Origin of the sequence: Pyxidicoccus trucidator, from assembly GCF_010894435.1 — a bacterium.
In the GTDB taxonomy this organism is placed as follows: domain Bacteria; phylum Myxococcota; class Myxococcia; order Myxococcales; family Myxococcaceae; genus Myxococcus; species Myxococcus trucidator.
The window spans coordinates 447,353-470,603 of sequence record NZ_JAAIXZ010000008.1 but is presented as its reverse complement, the minus strand read 5'-3'; the positions used below and the strand labels follow the sequence as shown (position 1 = coordinate 470,603).

Annotated in this window: 23 protein-coding genes and 1 pseudogene; 10 read left to right on the top strand and 14 right to left on the bottom strand. The window is 68.2% G+C overall.

What is annotated here, in order from left to right; genetic code table 11:
- Positions 1–115 precede the first annotated feature (115 nt).
- From G4D85_RS24360 to G4D85_RS49620, 3 genes are all read right to left on the bottom strand, one after another.
- Entirely contained in the window at positions 116–643 is a 528-nt protein-coding gene (locus tag G4D85_RS24360) for a WD40 repeat domain-containing protein (protein ID WP_164016029.1), read from the bottom strand.
- Entirely contained in the window at positions 550–1,242 is a 693-nt protein-coding gene (locus G4D85_RS50800) for an IS66 family transposase (RefSeq protein WP_420821721.1), read from the bottom strand. The genes G4D85_RS24360 and G4D85_RS50800 overlap by 94 nt, the downstream gene beginning before the upstream one ends.
- A gap of 453 nt (positions 1,243–1,695) precedes the next feature.
- Positions 1,696–2,349: an ATP-grasp domain-containing protein gene (locus G4D85_RS49620; RefSeq protein ID WP_164016025.1), complete on the bottom strand. Its 654-nt coding sequence runs from the start codon at positions 2,347–2,349 to the stop codon at positions 1,696–1,698.
- Between the two features lie 282 nt (positions 2,350–2,631).
- Here G4D85_RS49620 and G4D85_RS24340 point away from each other — a divergent pair, with 282 nt between their 5' ends.
- On the top strand, positions 2,632–3,369 hold the full coding sequence (locus G4D85_RS24340; protein WP_205525677.1) for a hypothetical protein: 738 nt from the start codon (positions 2,632–2,634) through the stop codon (positions 3,367–3,369).
- 366 nt (positions 3,370–3,735) lie between these two features.
- On the opposite strand, the gene G4D85_RS49615 is transcribed toward G4D85_RS24340, so the two are convergent.
- From G4D85_RS49615 to G4D85_RS24315, 5 genes are all read right to left on the bottom strand, one after another.
- Positions 3,736–4,506 (bottom strand): SMI1/KNR4 family protein, encoded by a 771-nt coding sequence (locus tag G4D85_RS49615; protein ID WP_240359466.1) that lies wholly within the window; start codon positions 4,504–4,506, stop codon positions 3,736–3,738.
- Entirely contained in the window at positions 4,485–5,615 is a 1,131-nt protein-coding gene (locus tag G4D85_RS24330; protein WP_164016021.1) for a DUF4150 domain-containing protein, read from the bottom strand. Before G4D85_RS24330 ends, G4D85_RS49615 begins: the two co-directional genes overlap by 22 nt.
- Positions 5,616–5,631: 16 nt before the next feature.
- The gene (locus G4D85_RS24325; protein WP_164016019.1) at positions 5,632–6,681 is read right to left on the bottom strand and encodes a hypothetical protein; all 1,050 of its coding nucleotides are present in this window, start codon (positions 6,679–6,681) and stop codon (positions 5,632–5,634) included.
- Positions 6,678–7,688 (bottom strand): DUF2169 family type VI secretion system accessory protein, encoded by a 1,011-nt coding sequence (locus G4D85_RS24320; RefSeq protein ID WP_164016017.1) that lies wholly within the window; start codon positions 7,686–7,688, stop codon positions 6,678–6,680. Before G4D85_RS24320 ends, G4D85_RS24325 begins: the two co-directional genes overlap by 4 nt.
- A 225-nt stretch (positions 7,689–7,913) precedes the next feature.
- The gene (locus G4D85_RS24315) at positions 7,914–8,240 is read right to left on the bottom strand and encodes a hypothetical protein (protein ID WP_164016015.1); all 327 of its coding nucleotides are present in this window, start codon (positions 8,238–8,240) and stop codon (positions 7,914–7,916) included.
- Positions 8,241–8,414: 174 nt separating this feature from the next.
- Between G4D85_RS24315 and G4D85_RS24310 the strand changes: the two genes are divergently transcribed.
- The 3 genes from G4D85_RS24310 (at position 8,415) to G4D85_RS24300 (ending at position 10,595) form a co-directional block, all read left to right on the top strand.
- Positions 8,415–9,512: a glycosyltransferase family 4 protein gene (locus G4D85_RS24310; protein WP_164016013.1), complete on the top strand. Its 1,098-nt coding sequence runs from the start codon at positions 8,415–8,417 to the stop codon at positions 9,510–9,512.
- Positions 9,513–9,557: 45 nt separating this feature from the next.
- Positions 9,558–9,806: a tyrosine-type recombinase/integrase gene (locus tag G4D85_RS50575; RefSeq protein WP_420821720.1), complete on the top strand. Its 249-nt coding sequence runs from the start codon at positions 9,558–9,560 to the stop codon at positions 9,804–9,806.
- Positions 9,807–10,253: 447 nt separating this feature from the next.
- A complete protein-coding gene (locus G4D85_RS24300; protein ID WP_164016011.1) occupies positions 10,254–10,595 on the top strand; it encodes a hypothetical protein in 342 nt (113 codons plus the stop codon).
- 38 nt (positions 10,596–10,633) lie between these two features.
- Here G4D85_RS24300 and G4D85_RS24295 read toward each other — a convergent pair whose 3' ends face one another.
- The gene (locus G4D85_RS24295; RefSeq protein WP_240359465.1) at positions 10,634–11,521 is read right to left on the bottom strand and encodes a hypothetical protein; all 888 of its coding nucleotides are present in this window, start codon (positions 11,519–11,521) and stop codon (positions 10,634–10,636) included.
- A gap of 300 nt (positions 11,522–11,821) precedes the next feature.
- Positions 11,822–11,977 (bottom strand): annotated as a pseudogene (locus tag G4D85_RS50795) (DUF4236 domain-containing protein); the annotation flags it as partial.
- A 442-nt stretch (positions 11,978–12,419) separates the two neighbouring features.
- Between G4D85_RS50795 and G4D85_RS24290 the strand changes: the two are divergent.
- From G4D85_RS24290 to G4D85_RS24275, 4 genes are all read left to right on the top strand, one after another.
- Positions 12,420–13,067 carry a sporulation delaying protein family toxin gene (locus G4D85_RS24290; RefSeq protein WP_164016007.1) on the top strand — a complete coding sequence of 216 codons (648 nt, stop codon included), beginning with the start codon at positions 12,420–12,422 and terminating at the stop codon, positions 13,065–13,067.
- A 180-nt stretch (positions 13,068–13,247) separates the two neighbouring features.
- Positions 13,248–13,736: an SdpA family antimicrobial peptide system protein gene (locus G4D85_RS24285; protein WP_164016005.1), complete on the top strand. Its 489-nt coding sequence runs from the start codon at positions 13,248–13,250 to the stop codon at positions 13,734–13,736.
- Positions 13,730–14,728, top strand: a complete 999-nt coding sequence (locus tag G4D85_RS24280) for a sporulation-delaying protein SdpB family protein (protein WP_164016003.1) — start codon at positions 13,730–13,732, stop codon at positions 14,726–14,728. The genes G4D85_RS24285 and G4D85_RS24280 overlap by 7 nt, the downstream gene beginning before the upstream one ends.
- Positions 14,725–16,461: an O-antigen ligase family protein gene (locus G4D85_RS24275; protein WP_164016001.1), complete on the top strand. Its 1,737-nt coding sequence runs from the start codon at positions 14,725–14,727 to the stop codon at positions 16,459–16,461. Before G4D85_RS24280 ends, G4D85_RS24275 begins: the two co-directional genes overlap by 4 nt.
- 21 nt (positions 16,462–16,482) lie before the next feature.
- Here G4D85_RS24275 and G4D85_RS24270 read toward each other — a convergent pair whose 3' ends face one another.
- From G4D85_RS24270 to G4D85_RS24260, 3 genes are all read right to left on the bottom strand, one after another.
- Entirely contained in the window at positions 16,483–16,905 is a 423-nt protein-coding gene (locus G4D85_RS24270) for a glutathione binding-like protein (RefSeq protein WP_240359474.1), read from the bottom strand.
- Positions 16,906–17,011: 106 nt separating this feature from the next.
- Entirely contained in the window at positions 17,012–18,871 is a 1,860-nt protein-coding gene (locus G4D85_RS24265; protein ID WP_164015999.1) for an O-antigen ligase family protein, read from the bottom strand.
- A gap of 169 nt (positions 18,872–19,040) precedes the next feature.
- Positions 19,041–19,493: a hypothetical protein gene (locus tag G4D85_RS24260; protein WP_164015997.1), complete on the bottom strand. Its 453-nt coding sequence runs from the start codon at positions 19,491–19,493 to the stop codon at positions 19,041–19,043.
- Positions 19,494–20,129: 636 nt separating this feature from the next.
- Between G4D85_RS24260 and G4D85_RS24255 the strand changes: the two genes are divergently transcribed.
- Both G4D85_RS24255 and G4D85_RS24250 read left to right on the top strand, forming a co-directional pair.
- Positions 20,130–20,501, top strand: a complete 372-nt coding sequence (locus tag G4D85_RS24255) for a DDE-type integrase/transposase/recombinase (protein ID WP_164015995.1) — start codon at positions 20,130–20,132, stop codon at positions 20,499–20,501.
- 177 nt (positions 20,502–20,678) lie between these two features.
- Complete coding sequence (locus tag G4D85_RS24250) at positions 20,679–21,566, top strand: N-acetylmuramoyl-L-alanine amidase family protein (RefSeq protein ID WP_240359464.1); 888 nt, start codon at positions 20,679–20,681, stop codon at positions 21,564–21,566.
- 34 nt (positions 21,567–21,600) lie between these two features.
- Here the strand turns inward: G4D85_RS24250 and G4D85_RS24245 are convergent, their stop codons facing one another.
- Positions 21,601–23,223 (bottom strand): S9 family peptidase, encoded by a 1,623-nt coding sequence (locus tag G4D85_RS24245; protein ID WP_205525676.1) that lies wholly within the window; start codon positions 23,221–23,223, stop codon positions 21,601–21,603.
- Positions 23,224–23,251: the final 28 nt, after the last annotated feature.

Below are 23,251 nucleotides of genomic sequence, written 5' to 3'. Positions count from 1 at the left end.
CGACCCTCCTGAGGGAGGAGTCTAGTGCATGAAGCGTGCGGGAGCGCATCTGGGTGCTCGAAGCCGACGACGCATTCCGCGAAGTCGAGCAGGCGCTGCGGGCGAAGAAGGGCCTCTAACCCGACGTCGCGGCCCCCCACAGCCCCACCGTGCCATCCGGCTCGCCCCACGCCACCAGGGTTCCATCCGGAGAGGGCGCCACGCTGCTTCCATAGAAGTCGTTGTCCACCTCGTGGCGGAACACGCGGGAGCCTTCCGCCAGGCTCAGCGCCAGGAAGCCGAACCGCGTCAGGAAGAGCAGCTCACCGTCCGGACTGAATTCCACGTGACGTGAGCCCGCGTGGGGCCCCAGCAGCGTCCCGCGCGGGCTCCAGTCCGCGACGTTGAACAGGCGAATCTCCGGGCCCCACGTCGTCGCGGCCAGGAGGCTTCCGTCCGGATGGAAGGCGACATCGAGGAAGCTCTGTCCCTCCTCCTCGAGCACGTGGGCCACGCGCCCCGTCCGGGTCTCCCAGATGACGACGCGCCCCCTCGCACAGGCCGCCGCCATCAGGCGTCCATCCGGCGAGAAGGCCAGCCCGGCGACCTCCTCCTGCGGGCCGGACAGGACGCCCGCGGCGCGCCACGAGGCGACCTCCCACAACAGGACGCCCGCTTGCAGGTTGTAGGACGCGTCTGCCTCTTCATGAATCCCTCATGCCACGGCGGCCGCCGGGACATAGCTCCCGGCGGCCGCGTCAAGTGGTTCTTCCTGCCCATCACCCTGTCGCGCATCTGCCGCTCGACATGGTTGTTGTCGATGGGCACCACGGGATTGTTCAAGAAGACAGTCAGCCCGCCCCACAGCTTCAGCATGTACTCCACAGGCAGGTCCGCCTCAATGGCATACACCTCGCCAATGAGCCCCAGCACCTGCTCGCAGGCGGGCGCGAATTGCTTCGCCTCGAAGAATTTGCGGCGCACGTGTGCCCAGCAGAAGGCCAGCGTGGCGGAAGCGGGCCCGTCCGCGCCCGACTTCGTCGCCGTCTGGTACGCCGCGTACCCGTCCACTCGCACTCCGGCCCCGGACCGGAGGGACAGGACAAGCGTTCGCCGCGCACAGCCCGCTCCAACCGCTGCACGGATGGTTTCCAGGCCCGGCGCTTCCAGATTGCCGCTCCACCAAGCTGAGCGGAACGCCCCTGACGTCCGCTCAATCAGGAGCGATGGAACCCGCGACGGGACCCGGCGCGTGAAGGACATCTTCCCCGGCGCGACCAGCTCGGCCCCCAACGCCCTGCTCGAGTTCAAGGGGCGGATCTACTTCGCCGCCAATGATGGGACGCACGGGGATGGGACGGAGCTGTGGACGAGCGACGGCACGGAGGCGGGCACCGTGGTGCTGAAGGACCTCGGCTCGACGCCGAGAAACCTGACGGCCCTGGGGGGCCGCCTCTTCTTCACCGCGGAGGATGCCGCGAGCGGCCGCGAGCCGTGGGTGAGCAACGGCACGCCCGACGGTACGGTGCCGCTGCGTGGGATTGCGCCGGGCCCGGCCTCCTCCTCGCCCATGGCTTTCATCCAGTCCGGCTGGGACGTCTTCTTCACCGCCGACGACGGTACTCATGGCCGCGAGCTGTGGGCCTGCCCTTCCGGCCAGGGGACGCGTGCGACGAGCGCCGGTGAAGGACGGCCCAGGAGCCGGCCGAGACGGCCTCAGCGCGAAGGGGGTTCCAGACGGGACTTCAGCTCGGGGAAGAAGGTGTGGAGGTTGGCACGCTCGGGGAGGCCGGAGACCTGCCCATCCCCTATCTCGATGAGCGTCCACGTGCCGTCCTTGCGCTGGGCAACGTCGGCGGTGAAGAACGGGCTGCGTACGTGGGCAAAGTCCTCCGCGAAGGCCTCCACCACCGGCCCCGCCTCCATCCCGTCCACGTCGTCCCAGTAAGGCGTCACCAGGAGCGGCCGCCCACCGAGGACGAACACGCGGAACTCCCGCACGCGAGGCATGCCGCTGCGTGGGTGCGCTTCGAGCGGCACCAGCTCCACGTACTCCCGGAACACCAGCCCCTCGTTGAGGTCCTCTCCTTGCAGCTCCAGGAAGCGACGGGTGACGCGTGAGACGGCCGCCCTGTCTCGTGCCGAGGGGATGAAGCACGCCTCGGCCCACTCATGCTTGCGGGACTTCACGAAGTCCTTCACCAGCACCGGCCGGTCGCCCCAGCCTTCGAGCAGGCGCATCCACTCGTCCTCTGCTCCGGCACCGACCGCGCGCGTCCACACGCTGCGCGGCGTCCACGCCTTCACCGCGTCATACCAGCCCGGCAGGTGGTGGCCATGCGCATAGGCCTCGGGCGAGGTCACCAGCACGAGGCCCGCTGCTGGAGCGCCTCGTTCATCCGGCGGTACTGCTCCGGGCGCAGCATCCACTCGCGGTAGATGACCGTCTCGGGAGGGTGCTTGCCATGAAGAGAGTTCTTGCCGCCGCTCTTGGCTGGATGGCCTGCTCGTCTTCTATTGGCACGGCACGGGCAGCCAGCCGACGGAGGCCACCACGGGGTGGACTGCCGAGCACCATGCCGAGCTACTGCCAGCGGTGAGCCGCCGCTCGTTATCGCTCGCCCGGATGCACAGCGGCCGGAAACATGGCATGTGGGATTCGACATGCTCGGCTCTCGAACACTGGCTTTGATCGTGGCGCTGTCCCTGGCTGTTTTCCCCCTCGTCGCGCACGCCGGCATCGGCGGCCTGCTGGGTAAGCTCGGTCGCATCGGTTCAAAGGGCGGTAAGGCGGTCAGCGTCGGCGCGAAAATAGGCAAGACCGGCAAGGCTGCGAGCCTTGGTAAGGCCGCGGCCGGTGCGGCCGGTGTGACCGGTCTCGTGGCTGCCGAGCGCGCAGGCCTTGCCTTCGCGGGTCTGAGCGACGACGCCGCGCGCTCAGCCGCCTACCTGGCCCGCACTCCCGACGGTGAGCTGGTGATGGTCACCAAGGCGGCGGGCACCTCGACCCACTCGCCCGAGAGCCTGAGGTTCGCAGCGCAGAGGATTGCTCCCGAAGGCACTCGGCCCTCGATCTTCCTGGACCGAAGCGTCGCACAAGCGCCGGACGAGCTCGTTCACCTGCCGCCCGAAGCCGAGCTCACACTCGTCGAGGGGAACCAGAGGCTTCCGGTGCGGCGCGTCGACAAGGGCCAAGAGGGCTTCGAGTTCGTCGTCGACACCGCGGACGGGGCGATCGAGTTGAGCAGCTACGTGGGCGACGCCGATGGCGAAGATTCCGGCGACTCACCCGTCTGGATCTTCGTCGGCAGCGCGCTGGTTGCGGCCGGAGGTCTCGTCTGGTGGCGTCGCCGCAGCAGGGAGACCGTACCCAGCGCTCCATACACCTGAGCCTGGCAGCCAGGTCGGCGGCCATCCGGATGCTGGAGGGGACGAAGCAGGAGGCCCAAAATGAAACGGGCTGGACACCTTGCGATCTCCAGCCCGCTTCATGACGTGGTCGGTGAGACAGAATCCACGGCTGCGGGTCCGCCAACGAGGTGGCGTGCCACAGCGGTCCGTGCGGGAGCTGGCTCTCCTGTGAGAAGGACCCGGTGGTGACGACGCTGGCCGACGGCACCGGCTCGGACTCGCTCATCCTGCGCGGCTCTTCCTCTCCGTAGTCCCAGGGGCCGCGGGCTTCACCGCGTCCTCCGGACCAGCCCCCGCTCGAGGTGGAGGGCGAAGATGGCCCCTTCGGAGGAGGGCGCTGGCGCCTCAACGAAGCGCCGGAGTCCAGGTGTTGACCTCGACTTCCAGCGAGGACTCCTTCGCGACCTCCCCGAGGATTCTCCGGAGGACTCCGGCGTTGCTCCCACCGAGCAGGAATGTGCGCACGTTCTCGAGGTTCTCTCTGGGCGTGCCGCCGCAGATCATGACCGCGTCGGCCCGCTCATACAGTCCGCAGTAGTGGCCGGTAGTGAGAGGCTGCGTGAACCCCAGGCTGCTCAGCACCGGGGCGAGGAGGGAGAGCAGGTCCGCGTCTTCGCGATAGAGCGTCCCCTCGCACGTCTGGGACATCTGCTCGAACCGAAATCGGAACAGCGCGCTCCACGACAGCATCTCGTGGAAGGTCTCGAACCGGTCGACGGGGTCGTCGCCCCCGCGCGCGTACCGCGCCGTCACCGTCGCATCCCCCCGCGCGGGCGCGTCGAGGTCATAGAACGCGTGCAGGGGCATCATCTCGTCGGACTCGTATCCCATGAGCAGGAACCGGGGATTGGGCGCGACGAGCTTCCTGGCGTAGCAGTCCAGCACGCGCCGCGCGGAGAAGTCCTGGCTGGGATAGGCCAGCGGCCCCATGCTCTGCCCCATGCGGCTCAGGAACCAGCGATAGAACCGTGGCAGGGGACGCCCGGCGATGCGCTCGAGCTGCTCGACTTCATCGGGCGTGGCACCCCGCCACTGCTCCGCGAGCCCGGGCACGGTCCGCAGGAGGAGGTCCTCCACCTCGAGGAACTCAAGGTCTATTTCTTCTTGTGCTGACACTTCATTTCCTCCTCGGGGCAGATGAGCAGGGGAAGGATGACGGTGCAGGCCATGCACGGCGGGACGCTCTTGCCGTGGGCGAAGTGCCTCTCGACTTCCCTTCCATTCTTGTCGATGAACCGGATCTTCGCGCTCACCGGCTGCCCATCGCTGCGGAACCACCGCTCCGTCAGCCCCGTGACGCGCGCGCCATGGTCCATCGCCAGCACGAGTGCCTTGGGGCCGGCACAGCCTCCCGGTGGGTAGGCCGCCGCGGTGGTCTTCTTGTTCACGAACTGCTCATGGAACCGCTGGGCCCGCGCCCAGGCCTTCTCCACGTTCTTGCTGTGTTCCTTGAAGCGATTGTCAACGAACGCTCGGACCTCCCTGCGGGTGGTGCCGGGCTTGGGCGCGTTCCAGCCAAGCTCGCTGACGCTCTTGCAGAAGACTTCGATGGTGTTGCTCGAGTGGTCCGCGTATTTCTGCCCGCACTTGCACTGAGCGACGCCGAGCATCCTTCCCCACGGAAGCTCCTCTTCGGGGAACTCACCGGCGAAGATCTTCTTGGTGAGCTTGACCTCCAGCTGAGCGGCGTCGGCCTGGGTCACAGGGGTTTCCTTCAGCGAGCCCTCGCTGCCATGCACCTTCCTGCACAGGGGGCACACGTCCTTCCCGCTGACGACGAGGAGGGCTCCGGTCTTCTGGATCACCCCGAGCATCGTCGCCGCGTTGGCTGGGCTCCCGCTCGGCCCGCCATTGTTGAGCATGGGGTCACCGAGCAACTGGACGTTCTTCCCCTCGAACTTCACGTCCATGGACCCGGGGCCGAGGAAGCTGGTGGGGCCTTCCACGTTGGCGGAGACGATGCCACCCCCTGTCCCCTTGCTGGCCGCGTCGCCCATGGAGCCGAAGGTGGCGCCCTTGATGGCGACCTTCTTCCCCCCGATGGTGACCGTCTTGGAGTAATTCTTCGGGTCTGTTCCGCTCTTCCCGATGTTGGGCAGCGGCGTCGGCACGAACGGCGCCGGAGGCCCGGGCATCTTGCACACGTTGGGCAGCGTTGCCACGGCGACCCCACTGGAGCCCTCGGTCACCGGCGTCTTCGGTGCATTCACTGAGACGTTGCTCATTGCTTTCCCCCTCTCCTTACGACACCCGTGGGTCCTGCAGAAGCATCGCCCCTCGCAGCCCCCCATCAGAACCCGCTGTCACCATGGCCCGGGGGCCTCGCGCATAGCTCCGTGCGAACGCCCGAACCGCCAGGACGCCTCCGAGGGCACCCGCCGCGGCGCCCACGTCACCCCAGCAATCGCTCAGGGAGCGATACGCCGTGGAGTGCCAGACCGATGGCGTCCTCAGCGCGACGAACCCCCACTCCTCACTGCGGTACCTCTCGCCATTGATGTCGGTGAATAGCTCATCCACTTTCTCGCAGGACAAGTCGAGCCCCGCGACCGCGCCTTCGACCGCCTGGGTCATTCCGACGCCGAACGAGCCGGTGTCGCTGTCGCGCAGGAGGCGCTCCTGCGCGGTCCGTGCCCCTCGCACCACCGCCAACCGGGGCAGCCGCAAGCGGCGGCGCAGCCCCGCGCTCATCAACGCCAGGCCCCCGGCCCCCTCGCCAGGAATGAATCCACTGCGAATCCCCGGCTGCGCGAACCGGCCGGCGCGCTCCAGCCAGAGGAACGTCTCCGCATGGTGATAGCTGTCCACGCCCGCCACCAGGAAGAAGCACTCCCGGCCTTCGGAGGACTCTCGCAGGGCCTGCTCCACCGCGCGCAGGGCTCCCGCGTGTCCGCGTCCCGCAATCTCGACGCGCATACGCGCGGCCTTCGCCCGCGGGCGTGCCTCCATGGCGCTCACGAACCAGGCCGCGTCGTCATCGGAGAACCCCGGGCGCGCCTCGGGAAGCGACAGCAGCAGCCGGCACCGGTTCCCTTCCAGGACCGCTGAACCGAGCTTCCCCTCGACTTCGTCGAGGACGCTCTCGAGCAGGGGGACGAGCCGGTCCCGCCCCTCCAGCTTCGGGTCGAGCTCCCCATCCGAGGCCACCACGACCGGCTCGCCCCGCGCATCGATGAAGGGGAACTCGGCGTACCGGGAGATGCCGGCGCGCACGGCCGCCGCGCTGCTCTCCGCAGAGTAACCGAGCGGGGTCCGAGCGCCGACGGCCACCACCTCGACTTCGGCGCTCATGAGTCCCCCTTCCACTCGAAGATCTCCGTCTCATCGAGATAGTCCGCCTCCGGGGCGCGCACGCGCAGTGCGCTCTGCCACACCAGGCACAGGCGCCGCGCCTCGGGCTCCACCAGGACCGTCGTCAGCCGCGGGCCATGCTCCTCGCGGCGCATACCAATGCGCGTCTTGAAGCCGAGCGAGATGCGCGGGAGCTCGAAGCGCAGGGCCCCCTCGTGAGTCATGTTCATCAGCTCGACGGACTCTCCGCCCTCCAGGGGATTCTCGGGCCGCTGATCCACCGGGGCGCTCAGCGCGAACGCGGGGTCGAAGTCATCCGGGAGCAGCGGCTTCTTCGTGCGCTCCCACCGCGCGTCGTACGTCCCCGCGAGCTTGCGCCGGGGCATCCACGAGGAATCGATGGGACCGAACCCCGCCGGGCCCATGGTCGCGGGGTCTCCGCTGGGATACTCGATGGCGTGGGCCGGTTTTCCGGCGAGGTGGGCGCCGCGCGTCGCGAAGCCGCGTCCGATGGGGTTCCGCTCGTCGATGCGGTGCTTCGCCGGGTCGAGGCCTGACAGGTCGCTGCCACCAAAGGCGAGCTCATACTGAATGGGCCGCGTGATGAAGGGCTGGGGCCGGCCCGGCGTCACGCCGGACCAGCCTTGCTCGTAGGTCCGCTCTCCGTGCACGACGAGCACCTTGTGGAGCCGCCCGACCCGGAGCGAGACCGGCACCGTGGGCGCCGGTCTTCCGCGAGGCGCGTGTGCATGCGCGCTCACGAGGAGGTCCGTGCCCGGCTTCGGCGCCAGCAGGTCGGAGTCGTATCGCAGGCTGGAGCGGCCCGGCTCGCCGAAGGACTCCGGAATCAATACCGGCGGAAGCTGCTCGTCCGCGAGCTTCAGCCGCCCATCAGGCCCGATGTCGAACGTCGCCTTGACGGCGACGAGCCACCAGTGGAGTCCGTCCCTGTCTCGCGTCCAGTTGCGCTCTGCTGCATACGCCGTGCGGTTGTTCAGCGCCCACATGTGTCCCCCCGGCGCATTCAACCACCACGACGGCCCAAGGCCCATGGGGGGCGGGCGCCCCAGCTCCCATTCCAGTCCACTGGGCGACGTGCCTGGCCCTCCCCCAGAGTTCCCAGTTCCGGCTGGCGACGGAGGTGGGAGGTTGCACATGGACTGGCTCAAGAGCTGCTCAAGGCTGGGGCCCCTGGCCACCGTGCTGCGACTCCAGGCACTCCGGCCCGGCCATCACCACCGAGGTCTACGGGCACCTGGACGTGGAAGACATGCGCCGAGGCACGTGATGTCCACGAAGGGAATGCCCGCCCGAAGGCAGCCCCGCAGCAGGCGGTCCACCGGGTCGTTCACCAGCGCGATGACGGCCCGCGCGGAGAAGTCGAGCGGGGAGGAGCCCATGAGGTCCATCGCATGCAGTGACGCCCCCCACTTCGGCGGCCAGGGCTTCGCCCCGTGAGGGTTCCGCCCGGCCAGCACCAACGGCAGCGAGGGATGACGGGCCCGAAGCACCCGTCCGACTTCCGCGCCCACGACGCCATAGCCACCGACGAGCACCACGGCGCCCTCGGGAGCGGGTCCGAGTCCTTCTCGAGTCCTTGGAAATCACTCTGCGAGAGATGCGTGACACCGGAGCAACATGAACCAGGGTTCAACAAGACCCACTGAGTCGATATAGGAGGCCATGCGCGGCATGTCGCCGCGAGCAGTGACCGATTGAGGCTTCTGAAAGAGATGTCGACGTCGCCCCCCCGCATCGCCTTCGCCATCGAGACGACTCTCGGTAACGCGGTCTTCCTCCAGAATCTCAAGAGCGCGATGGCACGGCGCACCGACATCACGCCGGTGTGGCTGCCCATCGACGAGCACGCCGACGATGTGTGGGAGCAGCTCCCTGTCGTGCGCTCGCGCCTGTCCCTCAGGGGCGGACTGCGGACGCGCTCAGCACTGCGACGGGCCGTCGCGCAGGTCCCGGTGCATGCCGCCGTCGTTCACACCCAGCGGATGGCGCACCTGGCCCATGACTTCATGAGCCGGGTGCCCAGCGTGATTTCGACGGACGCCACTCCCAGCGGCCTGGAGGACTACCTGCGGTACTATGGATTGCGCTCCCAACACGCCGGATGGGTGGGCCGAGCGAAGAACGCGCTGCACCGTCGCACGTACGCCGTGGCGAAGGGGATGCTGTCCTTCTCGGATTTCACCAAACGCTCGCTGGTGAAGGAGTACGGCGTTCCCGACGCGCGCTTTCATGTCGTCTGGCCCAGCGTCGACACCGGGCTCTGGTGTCCGAACCCGGAGCGCAAGCAGCGTGACGGCGTGGTGCGGCTGCTCTTCGTGGGAGGCGACCTGGGGCGCAAGGGCGGCGAGCTGCTGCTGCGCTGGGCCCGGGCGACGCGCCTGCGCAACTGGCAGCTGGACCTGGTGACCTCCACGTCCTTCGAGGCGCCGCCCCGCGTTCGTGTCCACGTCGGCATGCAGCCGAACTCGCCCGAGCTGATTGGCCTCGCCCAGGCCGCGGACCTGTTCGTGCTGCCGACGATGGCGGACATGTCGTCGTGGGCGATTGCCGAGGCGAAGGCCGCGGGCCTCGCCGTGGTGACGACGCCTACGGGTGGCGTGGGTGAGCTCGTTCGCGACGACGTGGACGGGAAGCTCGTGCCAGTGGGGGATTACGAGGCGCTCGCGCGCGCGCTGGACGCGCTGGTTGCGAGCCCGGACACGCTGCGCGCCATGGGCCGCGAGGCCCGCTGCATGGCCGAGGAGCGGATGGACCTGCGCACGACGTGCGACCGGATGCTCGCCTTCATCCGCGGGGTGACCGGCGTCTGAGCCACTCCAACCCGCCAGCGGCGAGGCCTTCAAGGTGACGGGGGCATCCACATCCTCCGCCACACTTTCTGCTCGCGGCTGGCGATGGCAGGAGCCCCGGCGAAGGCCATCCAGGAGCTGGCTGGGCACCAGAACCGCTCCATCACCCAGCGCTACGCACCTGAGCCCTGCGGCCAGGTCGGCGGCCATGCGGCTGCTCGAAGGACGAAGCAGGAGGCCGGAAATGAAAACGGGCTGGAGACCTTGAGATCTCCAGCCCGCTTCAATCGACGTGGTCGGGGAGACAGGATTTGAACCTGTGGACACGGGGTGCCCCAAACCCGCGACGGCGCACCCCTTTCGCTGAATCGCGAGTGAACCCAGGCACTTCGAGTCCACGGGGCAGTTCCCGCCAGGCCCGCCTGTCGCCCGGAGTCCTCTCCAGTCTTGGAGACATTTTGGAAACGGAACCAGGGGCGCACGGTGCTCCTGGGAGGTTCGTGGGAGGGAGGAGACCGTGCTGTACGAGGCGGTGAGGGACAATTTCGCCACATTGCTGGTGGAGGCGAGCGAGATGGGGAGAGGCCTGCCCCGGGATAAGGAGAGGACGCCGCGAGTGGACTTTCGCGCAGCAGCTGAGCAGGACGTTCGCGTTCGGCGTGTTTGCCTACGTCAGGTGTGGAGGCAGGCGAGGAGTTCGGTCCTCCCGATGAACTCAAGCACCTTCCCGAGGAGAAGAAGGCCGCCAAGCACCCTGGTTTGGTGAGCCGACTGCGAGGCTTCCTCGACGTGCGCGGCATCAATCCCAGTCCCGAGGATGGAGAGCAGCAACACCTCATCCGGAGGGCCGTCGTCCTCCATGGCCTGCTGGGAGAGATCATCCCCAACATCGTCCTCGGCGACGCCCGCTCCATCGGCGAGGGCGTGCTTCACGCCCTGCTCACCGTGGGGCAGTACAAGCACGGCACCCGCTCGCTGGAGTCCATCCTGCGCATGAGCAACACGCGAGGGGAGCACAGCTTCACGCAGTCATGCCTGCCCAGCGCACCGCAGCTCGACCTGCATGTCGACAGTGTTGAGCTGCTGCGCGCGTTCGGCCCCTGAGCCGACGCCAGGGCCAGAGGGCACGTCCCCGGCACGGCTCACGGGGATTCTGAGACCTCCGCCATCCACCCGGGTGGGTCGATGCGCTTCAGCTCACCGTTGTCACGCAGGTCCAGGCGGTTTCTCGGAGAGGCCGTCAGCACCTGAACGGGATCGACCGTGGAGGGCGTCCAACCCGCAACCTCCGGCCGCTCGAAGACCGCCTCATACACATACTCATCGGCGACGAGCCCCGTGCCACGCTTGCGCCGCTGCGTATACGCGGCCACATGGGCACGCCTGAGGGTCGGACCCGCCCCCATGGCCGTGCGTGCCAGAAGCAGCGCGATTCCCGCGATGAGGTGCAGGTAGTCCGCATTCCGCTCAGTCTTCGTGCGCCGCACTTCCTTGACGGTGCCATTCTTCAGCGCGCGCTGGCGCACCTCGGGAATGACGTCCTCGATCTCGGGCAGGTCCACCAGGACGAATGCATTCTCCGAGTCCGGGACGGCCACGCGGCACTGCGTCTCGAAGGGAAAGTCGAGGTCCTCCAGCGAGGACGAGACGGTCTCTTCCAGGGCCTCCTGCTCTCCTGCCACCAGCCTCCGGGCCCACGAGGCCCGCTCGCGTTCCCGCTCGGGCCAGGCGGTGGATTCCTCCTGGTAGGCCTGATAGTCGCTCTGGAGCGCATTCCAGCGCTCCGGCCACTCGGTCTCGATTCTCTTCGCAATCAGCGCCCGGGTGCCTCGCTTCCAGGGGACGGTGCAGAGCGCGACGAAGCCCACGTAGGCAATGAGGGCAAAGAGGATGGACCAGTTCCCAATGGCATTCTGCAGGGACGCGCCCACTCCGCCAAAGACACACGGGAACATCAGCACGGCGAACCCCCACAGCCCGATGCCCGTCCAGCCTCGGTCCTTGCGGACACTCGCCTCAATGCCACTCACGAGCCGCCGACGCTCCTCTGCCTCCGCCGGAACGGGAAGCGCCTGTCCTTCGAAAGGACTCTCGATGCAGGCACGCGAGTAGTCCTCCGCACTCGGCACGAGGGGCATGTCCCGCCAGCAGTCGAGCAGATCCTGTCGCACAGACTGCGCCGCCGCGACCTGAGTTTCGGCCGCGGCTTGAAGGCGGAGCTGGTTCTCGCGCCGTGCTTGCGCCTCAAGTTGTCTCTGTGTGGGCCCCCGCGCTCCACCCGTGGACCGGTTCCTGCCCGAGCTCGAGCCGGTGCGCGAGGTCCATGACAACCCCGTGCCCGGAATGCCGAGCGTCGTACGGGCCCCACGCGACGACAGGTTGACCGTCGCGCCCCGGCCTCCCAGGGTCAGCGAGGAACGCCCCAGGCCCACATTGAGGCGCACGCCCGGCATCAGCTTCACACTTCGGCGAAACCGGAACCCCATCCTCTCCTCCTGACGGAGTCATGGCCCGAGAGCGTCGGGCCTGCTTCGAAGCCCCCCCTCCTCCGGAACTCCGCATGCCTAGCGTCCTCGCACGTGCACCGCCGCGCAAGGGCACTCCACCATCGGCGCCCTACAGCCGTGGGGGGCTTGACGACAAGCCTGGGTCCGACGCGCCTCATGGCATGAGGACGAAAAACCTCCGGCTGCCCACCAACTACGAAAAGAAGTACCGGGCTTCTGCCTGATGGTGAAAGCCCGAGCCACTCTGCGGAACCGGGTCAACTCCAGTTCCTGTCCACGTGGGTGGAGAGCGACCTTTTTCCGGGGCTTCTCGGATTTCTTTGCATCAATTTCCACGTCACCGGCTCATGCCTCATGGGGGTCCGTCCAATCCCTGGAACCGGAGATTGCAATGACACAACAGGCAGGAGTGCGGCGCCGCATGAATTCGCGCGTCGTCGTGGCAGTCATGTTCATCATGGGAGCGGCCGCGTGCGGGGGACCCGAGGAGCCAGCGGCCCAGGCACCGCGAAGCGGCGAGGAGGTCTTCCGCGGCCTCGTGTTCGGTGACGGTCCCGTCGCGGAGCTGCTTCCGGAGTTTTGGGGCAACCAGCCCCGTCGCGAACTCTCGCCCCAGCAGAAGGAGGTGGGGGAACGCGTGAAGGCGCAGCTGATGGCGGACATCCACCAGGCGGACCCGGGGTTCTTCGCTCGCTTCGGAGTGGAGATCCAGAGTGGAAAACACCTGCGCATCGAGCAGGCGCTGAAGGAGCGCAACTCGCTCGTGAAGCAGGTGGCCGCGAAGCACCAGCGTCCCGAGGCCGCGGCGGGGAGCACGCAGGGGACCTGTTATATCTATAGCTACGACTTCACGAACACGTATGCGTACGACCTCACGTACGCGTACGACTTCACGTACGACCTCACGTACTTGTACGACCCCACGTACACGTACGACCCCTACACGTACGACCCCGCGTATGCCTATGCCTCCCTGGACGACCTCGACCACGAACATGGATGGGCCGGCGGACAGCTCCGGCACGACGAGATGATCGAAATGCTGGCAACGCGGCTCGTCGCTGGCTGATGCGACACCCGGGACCGGTGCAAGGCATTGGCCCGCACCGGTCCCTGCGGTCCACCCCCTACCTCCCTTGCCACCATGACGGAACCGATACCCTCCTCTTCTACCGCCGCCCCCGCTGCCACCCCGCAGGCGAGAGACCGTGTCCTGGGTGGTATTGCTCTCGCCGTGGGACTCGCCTGGATGATTTCCATCGGGTACGTCATCTACCCCACGCTCCCCTACAGCCCGGTGCGCCTGCCGTTCGCGCAGCTGGCCCAGACCTTCCTCTGGGCGCCCCAGGGGTGGTCCTTCTTCACGCGCGACCCACGCGAGCAGAAGCAGACCCTCTACGTCCGCCACGGCGACCAGTGGGAGTCGACCCTGCTCGCGCCCCATGGCCGCCTCTCCAATATCGGAGGACTGCGCCGCAAGTCGCGCTCGCAAGGGGTGGAGATGGCGCTGCTGCTCAGCCGCGTCCCCGCCAATGAATGGCAGGAGTGCAGCGCACCGCTGGAGGAGTGTCTGGCGAAGCAGCCGACGGGACGCCCCCTGCGCAACACCTCACCCGCTCCAACCCTGTGCGGCACGGTTGCCGTCGTGCAGCAGAAGCCGGTTCCCTGGGCGTGGGCACGTTCTGCCCGGCCCGTCACGATGCCCTTCCGCATCCTTTCAATGGACGTCTCATGCTGACACGACTGGGAAGCCAGGTCCGGGCCGCCATCGCGCGCCCACTGCACACCAATGTCCTCGGGCTGGCGCGGACCACGCTCGCGCTGTCCACGATGGGCACGCTGCTCTTCAGCTCCGCGTCCGACATCTTCCGGCCGGCGGTGGGCATGCCCGAGGTGCCCCACTGCGGGGGCCTCACGCGTGCGGGGCTCTTCTGCGTGGCGGGCGCCACGAACCTGGAGCTGGCGCGGTGGCTGGCGGTGGCCCTGCTCGCCGTGGTCGCGAGCGGGTGGCGCCCCCGCGTGACGGGCGTCCTTCACTGGTACGTGGCCTCCAGCCTCTTCACCTCGGGCGTCCTGGTGGACGGGGGAGACCAGGCGGCCACCGTGCTCTCGTGCCTGCTCATTCCCCTGACGCTGACGGACCCCCGGCGCTGGCACTGGGAGCCCCCCGTGGAGGCGGCTGACGACCCGGCGGTGTCGGGCACCCGGCTGTCGAGCATGGTCGCGCGGTTCATCGCGCTCACCTGCCTCTGGGCCATCCGGCTCCAGGTCGCGGGCATCTATTTCCAGGCGGGTGTCTCGAAGTTGCGTGTCACGGAATGGCGTGACGGCACGGCCGTCTATTACTGGTTCACCGACCCCTGGTTCGGCTTCGCGGAGCCGGTCCGCTCGCTGGTCATGCCGGTGCTCACCAGCGGCGCCGCCATCACCGCCATCACCTGGGGGTCGATTGCCCTGGAGGTCTTCCTCTTCGCCGGTCTGCTCGCCACGCGCCGCACGCGCGGCGTGCTGCTCGCGCTCGGCATCTCCTTCCATGCGGCCATCGCGCTGGTTCACGGTCTGTTGAGCTTCGCCATGGTCATGTGGGCCGCGCTCATCCTCTTCCTGCGTCCCGTCGAGGAGGAGTTCGGCTGGCTTCGCCGGTGGACGAACCATTGGAAGACCCTGCTCCAGCCCTCGCGCGCCCTGGCGAGTTCGGCGACAGGCCTGCTCCCCCGTCGCTCCCCATGAGGCGTCTGGCGTGGGCGGCCCCCGTCCTCCTCGTGGCGGGGGTGTTCGGCAGCGTGTTCGCGATGTGGCCCGTTCCGCCTGTCGACCCACTGGATTTCTTCCAGCCGAAGGCCGCCGTCCTCATCCTGGTGGCCTTCGTCACGGCGGCCCTCGTCGTCGCACGGGAACCCGAGTGCCGGTTGGACCTGGAAGCGGGAGGGCTGCTGCTCTTCCTCGCGCTGGGGGTGCTCTCGGTGCTGACAGTCGCCGTGAACCGCTCGCTGGCCTGGTCCTCAATGGGGGTGTCGGCGGGCGGCGTGCTCGCCTTCCTCGTGGCGCGCACCCTGCCTGCGAGGTCGCGTCAGAGCGTGCTCACCGCGGTCGTCGCCACGCTCCTCCTCGCCGCGCTCGTCGCCACACTCGAGGCCTTCCGGCTCACGTTCCGGCTCTCCACGCCGCACCGGATACCCGGCGGGCCCCTGGGCAATCGCAACGCGCTCTCGCACCTGCTGGTGCTGGGGTTGCCGGCGACGGCACTACTCGCGCTAGGGGAGCGGCGATGGGGCCGGGTCCTCGCGTTCGCGGCGGCCCTCGCCTCGGGCTACGTGCTCGTGCTCGCGCGGTCACGCGGCGCGTGGCTCGGGGGAGGGCTGGCGGTGGTGCTCCTCACAGGCGTCGTCGGGTCTGCCACCCGGCGCGCGGGCCGCGGGAGCCCCTGGCGGCGGGGGGCCGTCGTCCTCGTCGCGCTCATGCTCGGCGGCGCAGCGGCGCTCGTGCTCCCCAACCGCCTGAACTGGCGTTCGCCCCATCCCTACCGCGACACCCTCGCGACACTCGTGGAGGCGGACACGGGGAGTGGCCATGGGCGCATGGTGCAGTATGAACGTTCGCTGCTCATGGCCCGCGAGTACTGGCCGCTCGGCACCGGTCCGGGGAACTGGTCCGTCCACTACCCGCGCTTCGCGGCACCGGACGACCCTTCCGTGCACCGAGGCAGCTTCGAGCCCACGAACCGCCATCCCAGCAGCGATTGGATTGCGGTGCTGTCCGAGCGGGGCTTCATGGCCTGCGCGCTGCTGGCACTCGTCGCGCTTCGGGTGCTCCTGCTTACCGGCCGCGCGCTCCTGCGCGCGCCCACGCGGGAAGACGCGCTCGCGGGGGGAACGGCAGCGGCGACGTTCCTTGCCCTGGCGTGGCTCGGAGCCATCGACGCGGTGCTCGTCACCCCCGGCGCGGCCTGCGTCGCCGCGGTCCTCCTGGGCGTGCTGCTCCCAAGACAGCCGGATGACACGTGGCATGTCGCCGTGCTGACGGCGAGCACTCCCCGGGCCCTCCGCGGGGGGGTTGCAGTCACCCTGTGCGCCTTGGGAGCGTTGGGAGCGGCTCGCGAAGTGGCACGGCTCGTCCTCCGCGAGTCGGCGCGAACCACTCCGCACCTCGAGGCCGTCGAGGAGCGCGTCTCCCGGTTCGCCGCGGACGACTACCCCTCACGGATGACCCTGGCGCTTCGCTGGACGGTGAAGGGAAGCTGTGACCGCGCGGCGCCGCACCTTGCCGCGGCCACGCAGCTGCTCCCCGAGGCGGCCGCACCGGGTCAGCTCGCCCTGCGCTGCCGCTCACGACAGGGCGAGGAGCCTGCCCCGCCACAGCCTGGTGCCCCAGGAGGCTCGCCTTCGAGCCAGGCGAAGCCTCACATGCTGAGGCCGGCCCGGGCAGGCCAGCAGCGACGCCCATCCCCTGGGAGATGGCGCTGATACCCGCCTGCCGTGGAAGGCTCACGCAGCGGCCTGGTGCCGCTTCAGCTCCTCCGCGTAGAGCTTCGCCTCCTCCGCGAAGGCCGTCACGATGCTCGGCCGCTCCCGGAGGCGCGCGACGTAGGCGTTGATGGCCGGCCACTTCTCCAGGTCGACAGGCGTCACCACGCACCAGTTCAGCACCGTGAACAGGTACGCGTCGGCGACGCTGAAGCGGTCGAGCAGGAACTCGCGCCCGGTCAGAGGCTTCTCCAGGAAGTCGAGCCATGAGGCGCCCTTCTCCAGCGCGTAGGCCTTCGCGGCCTCGGGCGCCTTCTCCTCGAGGAGCGGCACGAAGAGCGCCTTGTGCAGCTCGGTCCCGATGAAGCACAGCCACTGCTGCAGCCGTGCACGGCCCCTGCTGTCCGTGGGCGCGAGGTTCGCCTTGGGGAACACCTCCGCCACGTGCTGCAGGATGGCTGCGTTCTCCGTGAGGATGTCGCCATCGTCGGTGCGCAGCGCCGGGACCCGTCCGAGCGAGTGGACCTCGCGGAAGTCCTTTGCTGCATGGTCATGGGCCGAGCATAGGCAGGATGGAAGGCGGTACTTGACCGATGAGCTGGGAGTCCCCGCCGAGAACATCTCGTTGCTCGCCTCGAGCACGGGCACCCGCGTCGCGACCCATGCCGCATTCCTGGGACCCGAGCACTTCAAACGGCTCATCCTGACTTTGACCGTCCGGCTGGCTCCCAGAACCTGCCCGAGGGAGTCGGCTTCGAGGCAGGTCCTTGCCTTCCACGGATTGGGTGACAACGTCTTGAACCCCTCCTCGGCTCGCACGGTGCTGGCCGTTGCTGTCTTCATTGGACTGGCGAGCTGACAGCTCCTGGCCCGGCATCTGCTGACCGCACCGGGACCACATCCGCATCGGCGCCTCGGCATGCGGCAGCAGGTGGTTGGCCTGGCGGAGCATCGCGAGTGCCTGCTCGCACTGGCCAGCCCGGGCCAGCACCCCGCCCATGAGCACACGGGCCTCGTAGTTGCCGGGGTCGAGGCGTATCGCTTGAGTCAGACGCCCGGTCGTCAGTGGCTGGAGGTAGGCCAACCGCCGGGCCCACCCTTTCACGGTGCCATACACGAGAGGGCCACTCGTCAGCATCAATACCGCGGCCATCGCCGCCCCCCGCCACACCGCGCCCGAGCCGAGTCCCCCCCACTCCCGCTGCGGACGTGCGAGCGCTCCCACGATGACGGCCACGAAGAAGGCGGCCGTGGGAGTCATCAGCACCGCATCCAACCCGCCCAGGACGAGCAGCCCCACCAGCACGGCCATCAGCGCGAGCGCCTCGGTGCGCGGCTCCGGACATGTCTCCTCGCGTGCACGGCGCCAGCACTCCACGAACAGCAACCCCGCGACCGTGGCCAGTGCCAACACGGCGAGCACGCCCCGCTCGGCGAGCATTCCCATCCAGTCCGACTGCGGCAACGGAGACACTGGCACGAGCTCGTCCGGGGCATGGGAAGGGTCCCCGGAGGTGGCATAACGCGGATAGTGCACCATCCAGTTTCCAGGCCCCACTCCCAGCAGAGGAGTCTCCGCGACCATGCGCAGCGTGTTCGCGTACTGGACCAACCGCCCCCGGCCCGAACCCGCCTGGTGCTCGCCGATGCGGGAGAGCGTATCCAGGTACGAGGTACGCCAGTCCAGGGTGTTGGGGATGACGAGCGCCGCGCCCGCGCCTACCAGCAGGGCCACCACGAAGCCCACGGTACGCTTCCGTGTCCCGCTGACGTCGCGAGCCCTGAGGGCCCAGCTCCCCACCATCCCCAGGCCGATGACCAGGACGGCCAACCACGCAGCGCGGGAGCGGGAGAGCGTGATGGCCGCACCCATGACCACCACGTTGGCCGCCAGCACACCGAGCACCCGGCGATCCCGCGCCCGGGTGAAACAGAGCCATGCCACCGGAAGAGACAGAACGAGCAGGTGCGCCGCGCGGTTACGGTGACCGAGCACTCCTCCCGGCGCACGTTTCATCGAGAGGCCCTCCAAGGGGCCATGAGCCTCCAGCAGCATGGAGAACGCGAGCAGGCCGGCGGCCATCATGACCGCGAGCAACAGCGCGCCCCGGCGTCCACCTTCCGCCAATGCCCGCGCACACACGAACAGGATACCGCCCGAGAGCGTCATTCCCACCGCGCCCAATGCCAGCCAGGGATTGTGCGCGACGGTGAGCGCCGACAGAATCCCCAGAGCGGCGAAGGCCCCCACCGAGACGTCCACGGCGTCGAATCTCCAGCGCCGCACCGAGGCCAGACAAGCCCCCCCCGCGACCAGTGCGGTGGCGTGGAAGAGCACGCCCTTGGGAGACGCGAACCGGTCCGTCAGGTGCCACGCACGAGGGGCCATCACCATCAGCGTGGCGAACAACCCCACCACGAGACATGCGAACGCCCCCCTTGCTCCAGATGACTGAGCTTCGCCTGGTTCATTGGCCATGGTGGATACGAATTCCTGGGTCGGGGGGGCGAGCAATCACTCAACACCCTCCAAGAAAGGTGTTGAGCAATGACGGCAGACTACAGCGGGGAGGGTCTGACTAGCCGCAATACCAAAGGCAGCCAGCGTATGCGACGGTGGAGGCCGCATAACAGATCGCCTTCCTCTTCAGGTCGGGAATGCTGCTGCAGAGGGCGTTGGCGGCGTTATAGGTATTCGCACACGCGTTCGAGCATTGAGTGGTGTCGGGAGGGGGAGAAGGCGGTGCGGAGGCTTCGAACTGGCCGAAATACAACTGGTAGTCCGGATCATACGCATCGAAATACCAATCGCCGAAACCATCATTATTGCTGTCGAGCAGCGTTCCCGGGACAATGACTTCCTGGATGTAGTCATCGTAGGTCTGGTCTTCGTCCAGGGAGGAGGCGCGCGTGGTCAGCCCCTCGATGGGGAGGCTGACCACAGGAGCATCGTTGAGTTCCTGTACCGGCTCGCCGCATGCGGCCAGGATGCAGGCCAGCGCAATCGTCAGGGAAGTAATCGCTCTCATCATGTTTCTCCAATCGGGGGTCTATCTAGCGTGGGTGAAGCTTTTGTACTGACTCACGGGCAGCGGACACACTGCTTCCCGGTCCTGCCTGAGGGGTGTTTGGCTCGTCCTGGGTTCGCTTGGTGGGGCCGAGCAACTCCCCTCAACAGATTGAGAGAGCCGACGAGAAGGGAATTGATGCAGAGAATCTTCAGACTGCTCGGAAGCGCCGATTTATTGCCCCCCTCCAAGGGCGCGGGACGTGAGGAAAATCAGGCGCTTCCGAGAAGTTTTCCGTTTGAGCTCAGGAGAAATAAATCCGAGGAATGAATTTCCTGGCGCTTTCCATGGCCCCGCATTGCTTTCCGCCTTGCACGGAGTGCGTTGATGAGGACGGAACCGTCTCGCGGCCCTCCGTCTTTCTCAGAGCTCAAGCGCGAGCACGGATGCCGCAGGCTACTCGATCTCCCGCGAGCCCAACCACTTGAAGTCGACGTCGGTGGCCCCATCCCAACGGAAGACAGCGATGGGCATGGCCCCCTGTGTCAGGGAATTTGTCGCCTCGGCTGACGTGCCTAGCAGATGACGCCCTGGGGGCGAGAGCAGGCAGGAAGCAGTGCCGTACACGAACGCCTTCGGCTGGCCGACCGAGGCGAGTACTTGGCCAGCGAGGCGAGCTTCTACCGGGTGCTGCGCCAGGAGGGACAACTGGCCCACCGCGGCCATGCCAAGGCCCCCATGCCCAGGCCGAAGGCCGAGCATACCGCCACCGGGCCTGGCCAGGTATGGAGCTGGGACATCACCTACCTGAAGGGCCCGGTGAAGGGCGCCTTCCTCTACCTGTACCTGGTGGTGGACGTCTTCAGTCGACGCATCATGGGCTTCGCGGTGCACGAGGAGGAGTCGTCGACACGCGCGACTGGACGCCGGCAGGCCCCGGGAGCCGACACGGAGGCAGTGGGCTCGGGCATGCACCCAGCAGATGCCCACATGCGCCCTGCGTTCAGCAACCCTTCGTGTCACCCTTCGTGAAGCCCACCAACACCGCCCGGCGGCCGCGGGAATCCGATTCCTGGCGCTCCGGGCGGGGGTGAGTCCTGAGCGGGCTGGTTCCCTCACGGGGCCTGCCCGATTTCTTTGTGCGAGGATGACGGGAACGCCGCGCCCCACCTGGGCGTCGCAATCGCCCCTATGCTAAAGCCCCTCCGAATGCTGCTGGGACTGGCCCTCCTCGCGGGATGTGCCGAGCCGGTGCGTTCCACTCCCCACACCGAGTCTCCCGCCCTCCCCATGGAGGTGACGCCGCCTCCCTCCCTCGAGGCCCCTGCCCGCGCCTGGCCCGCGCCTGGCGCTCCACTCACGAAGCTCGCGGTGACGGTGCCCCGGGGCTTCCGCCAGAAGCGCATCTACCTGGATGCAGGGCACGGCGCGCCCGGCAACACCGGCAATCGGTCCGTCCTCTGCGAGGACGAGCAGGATTTCACCCTGCGGGTCGGGTTGGAGCTCCAGCGGCGACTGGAGGCCACGGGACTCTTCGTCGTGAGGCTCAGCCGCGACGCCCCCGGGCAGCGCGTGGACTACCCGTCCCGGGTGGCGGCGGCGGAGGCCTGGGAGGCGCACGCCTTCGTCAGCCTGCACTCGGACGCACGAGGCCAGGCGCAGCGCTGGCAGGCCACGCCGGAGCGCCAGTGCCCCCGGCAGGACGCCACACCTGGCTACAGCGTGCTCTGGTCGGACGAGGGCGCTGAGCCCCTCAAGACGCACCGCGCCTCCCTCGCCCGGGCGCTGGCGCGGCACATGAAGGCAGCGGGCTTCCGCCCCTATGACGGCGCGGACTACACGGGGCTGTATGACGGGGACGCCGCCCAGCCCGGCGTCTTCGTGGACCGGCACGTCCCCGAGCGCCGCGTCATGGTGCTGCGCCGGCCGCGCATCCCCTCGGTCATCATCGAGACGTACCACGCGCTCGATTACGAGGAGAACGAGCGCTGGAAGGAGGAGCGCACGCTGGACGCCTTTGCCGCCGCGGTGGCACAGGGGCTGGTGGAGGCGCTGGCTATCCCTCCTCCGGCGCCGGCCACCACCGCTCGCCCGTAGCTGCTGGCCTCAGTTGCGCGATTCTCTATACCCCTCATGCACGTTCAGCAGCGACCTGGCCCAAGAGAGCAGGGATGGCCGAGTAGACCTGCGACCAGGAACGGAGGCGGTGAAAGTGATGCCCCTCGTGCTCGAAGACGCTCCACGACCCTTCGCGTGAGAGGGCCTCGGGACCCAGGCACTCTTCTATCTCCCGCCGGGCCCGTGCGGGCGCGAGCACATTGTCGTTCGCGCCGTGAAACGCCACCAGGCGCGGTAAGGCCCGTAGGGGGCGGCGGGCGATGTGAGCCAGGCTCACCGTGGACACCAGGACGGCCGCGCCGCAGCAATCCGGTTCGGCGGCCAAGGCGGCGGCCACCAGCGATGTTCCATAGCTGGTGCCAAGAAGAACCACGCGCTCGCGTGGCACGCCGAGCTGGGCGACACAGTAGTCACGCGCGGCCAGGACATCGAGGGTGCGCTCCTGATCGTTCCCCGCCCGCTCGAAGCGCGCGCCATACCCCGTCGAGCCTCGATAATTGAGGTTCAGCACATGGCAGCCCGCGCGGAGCAACACCTGGACCCGGGCGTCCCATACCGGCAGTTCCTGCAGCCTGGGCCCTCCATGCACCACGACCAGCGCGGCGGGCCTGGACACGGCCTGGGTGCCCGAGCGCCACAGGGTGGCTGGCAGCCCCAGTCCATCCCTCGCGCGAATCTCGACATCCGTACACGGGGAGACCCACGCCGACGTCGCGCGCGCTACCACCACGGGCTCCTGGCCTGAGGACACCTCCAGCAGCGCCGGAGGGCTCGTCCGGCCGACATGCACCGCGAAGACACGCCCCCCTTCGGTGGCGCCACTCCGCATGTTCACCACGCCGGAGGCCGGCCCCAGGGGGCGCAGCGTCTGGGTGTCGGTTCGAGCGCTCATCAGCCTCGCATCTCCCCCGGAGCTCACTCGGAACAAGAGCTCGGAGGAGCCGAGGTATCTGGGCTCGCTCACATCCCCCGGCACCTGGGCCACCACGGTCTGGCTTCCGGTTCGCAGATCCACCTCGACCAGGGAAGAATATTCATCGGCCTCCCTACGAAGGGTCGCTGCCAGAGCCTGGCCATCCGGGCGCCAGGACACCTGGCGCAGTTCGCACCGCTCGGCCACGTGAAGGGTTTGAATGGCTGGCGGGTCCAGCGACACGAGGGCCAAGGCTCCTGGCTGCTCGGCGCCAACCAGAGCAATCTGCCGACCATCCGGACTCCACGCCGGCTCGCTGCGCGTTGTCATGGGAGGCCCCAAGCGCTGCCACTGGCCGCTTTGAAGGTGGAAGACAACGGTCTGCGAATGACCCGACGTCACGGTGTAGAGCAGGCGTTGGCCATCGGGTGACCAGCGGATGGGAGAGGCGGCGGACCGCGTGACAGGGGTCTGGGCGGAGGTGACCCGTCCCGTGCCGATGTCCAGGAGATACAGGACAAAGCGCCGATCTCCACCCGAGCAGGCCAGGAACGCCACGGTCTGCCCTTTCGGACAGAAAGAGAGCGCAAGCTGCGTGTCGGGCGACCGCGTGGAGGCCACGGTGGCGCCGGTCGCGCGGCTGACGACCCGAAGCTCGAAGTCATCTGCTCGGGAGATCTTCTCGAGCTGCCAGCGGCCGTCTCCGGAGGCTGTGACTGGCACCTTCCCATGTTCCTCTAGAAACGAGAGC

What these genes read in the sequence shown, in the direction of transcription:
- G4D85_RS24330 (WP_164016021.1), bottom strand. Translation starts at nt 5,615, where the DNA reads ATGAGCAACGTCTCAGTGAATGCACCGAAGACGCCGGTGACCGAGGGC.
- G4D85_RS50800 (WP_420821721.1), bottom strand. Translation starts at nt 1,242, where the DNA reads ATGTCCTTCACGCGCCGGGTCCCGTCGCGGGTTCCATCGCTCCTGATT.
- G4D85_RS24280 (WP_164016003.1), top strand. Translation starts at nt 13,730, where the DNA reads ATGCTGACACGACTGGGAAGCCAGGTCCGGGCCGCCATCGCGCGCCCA.
- G4D85_RS24285 (WP_164016005.1), top strand. Translation starts at nt 13,248, where the DNA reads ATGATTTCCATCGGGTACGTCATCTACCCCACGCTCCCCTACAGCCCG.
- G4D85_RS24325 (WP_164016019.1), bottom strand. Translation starts at nt 6,681, where the DNA reads ATGAGCGCCGAAGTCGAGGTGGTGGCCGTCGGCGCTCGGACCCCGCTC.
- G4D85_RS24260 (WP_164015997.1), bottom strand. Translation starts at nt 19,493, where the DNA reads ATGATGAGAGCGATTACTTCCCTGACGATTGCGCTGGCCTGCATCCTG.
- G4D85_RS24310 (WP_164016013.1), top strand. Translation starts at nt 8,415, where the DNA reads ATGTCGACGTCGCCCCCCCGCATCGCCTTCGCCATCGAGACGACTCTC.
- G4D85_RS24275 (WP_164016001.1), top strand. Translation starts at nt 14,725, where the DNA reads ATGAGGCGTCTGGCGTGGGCGGCCCCCGTCCTCCTCGTGGCGGGGGTG.
- G4D85_RS24250 (WP_240359464.1), top strand. Translation starts at nt 20,679, where the DNA reads ATGCTGCTGGGACTGGCCCTCCTCGCGGGATGTGCCGAGCCGGTGCGT.
- G4D85_RS24290 (WP_164016007.1), top strand. Translation starts at nt 12,420, where the DNA reads ATGAATTCGCGCGTCGTCGTGGCAGTCATGTTCATCATGGGAGCGGCC.
- G4D85_RS24320 (WP_164016017.1), bottom strand. Translation starts at nt 7,688, where the DNA reads ATGTGGGCGCTGAACAACCGCACGGCGTATGCAGCAGAGCGCAACTGG.